Below are 1,661 nucleotides of genomic sequence, written 5' to 3'. Positions count from 1 at the left end.
CCTGATTTATTCACAAAGATATGCAAAATACCCATCAAACACATGCATCACGCGTTTGATGGGTATTTTGTATTTTCACCTTTTAAGTACACAAAAAGAGCCTCAGCTCTGGTATAGTTAAATTGCTAAACAAAACCACATGAGAGAAGAGGACTCTATATTGAAAACTTTACAGGAAATGGCATTAAATTTCAACAAAAACATTTTAGTATCGCATACGGGTGGTCAATTATCTTCCGATGGCGGGCTAACATTGTGTGTAGAGCTGATGGCAAAATTCCAGTTCACCATCTTGGCCGACAAACTATTGAGGTTCAATGACCAGCGACGATATTGTCAACACAGTAATTCTAGTATCTTAAAACAGTTAATTCTTCAGATTATTGCTGGTTATAGCGCAGATTCTGCGGCAACTTTTTTAGAAAAAGAACCGCTTTTTAAATTATTATTGGATAAACCGTCTTTGGCTTCACAAGCAACAATATCACGTTTTTGGCAACGCTTTGATAAAGATAGTGTTAGCACATTACAGACTTTAAATGAGGCTTTGATCGACCGTGTTCGACTATTAACCAACCAGACAGCCACGATTATTGATATCGATTCGACTCACTCAGACACTTATGGCAAACAGGAAGCCACTAACTACAACGCACATTATGGTACTGAAGGATATCATCCATTACTGGCAACTGATCAAGATGGTAACTTATTGAAAGCTGTCTTGCGTCCTGGAAATGCCTACACCAGCAAAGATGTAAAAGCTTTTTTAACACCACTATTAAAGCATTATCAAACTCAGCTGCCCACGACTGACATTCTGGTTCGTGGTGATAGTGGCTTCGCCACGCCAGAAGTTTACGATGTCTGTGAAGCCAAAGATGTGTTTTACATTATTCGACTCAAACGCAATCGAAAATTACAGAATCTAGCTGAAAAGTTCGTCAAGATCAATGATCAAACCCAGTGGCAAGAGGAAGAGACTCATTACTACTCTGAAATCTATCAATCAGCATCGTGGCCTAAGCCACGGCAGATTTATATTAAATCAACTCGAGTAGCTGGTGAACTGATCTTTTCACATGAATTTATCGTCACTAATCTGACTAATTTAACGGCTGAAACTGCCTTCGAACTGTATCACAAACGCGGCCAAATGGAAAATTACATCAAAGAAGCTAAAACAGGTTTCTTTTTCGATAAGACTGATAGTTCAACGTTTAATACCAATGCTGCCCGGATGATGGTTAGTGTACTGGCTTACAATATTGTCAACTTTTTAAAGCAGCTAACACTGACAAAACATGATTCCGGCTTGTGCGTTAGCACATTGCGGATCCGTTTATTCAAAGTTGCGGCACGTGTTGTGCATACTGGCCGACGCATTCAGTTGCGGCTGAGCTCGTATCATGTTTACCATCGGCTGTTCTACCAGGCTCTACAGCGTATCCAGGCTATTGAATAACCGGCAAAATTAAAAAAATCTGTACAACCAAGGGACAAGTGTATCCAAAAGTTCAAAGCAATTCTGAGTTAGTTGAAAGATCTCACTAGCTAGAACTGATAAACATCGTATTTCAGCAAAAGATAAAGACATACCCGTCAGTTTTCGAAAAAATACGAAAACTGACGGGATTTTTATGAACTATGAATAATTCAGG

1 protein-coding gene is annotated in these 1,661 nt (G+C 39.2%); it reads left to right on the top strand.

Features of this window, described 5'->3' with window-relative positions:
• The first annotated feature begins 160 nt into the window (after positions 1–160).
• Entirely contained in the window at positions 161–1,465 is a 1,305-nt protein-coding gene (locus EKM81_RS11020) for an IS1380 family transposase (RefSeq protein WP_125651615.1), read from the top strand.
• The last annotated feature ends 196 nt before the right edge of the window (positions 1,466–1,661 follow it).

Origin of the sequence: Lapidilactobacillus gannanensis, assembly GCF_003946675.1 — a bacterium.
Lineage (GTDB): Bacteria > Bacillota > Bacilli > Lactobacillales > Lactobacillaceae > Lapidilactobacillus > Lapidilactobacillus gannanensis.
The sequence above is the reverse complement of the archived record's forward strand: the minus strand, read 5'-3'. Positions and strand labels throughout refer to the sequence as shown.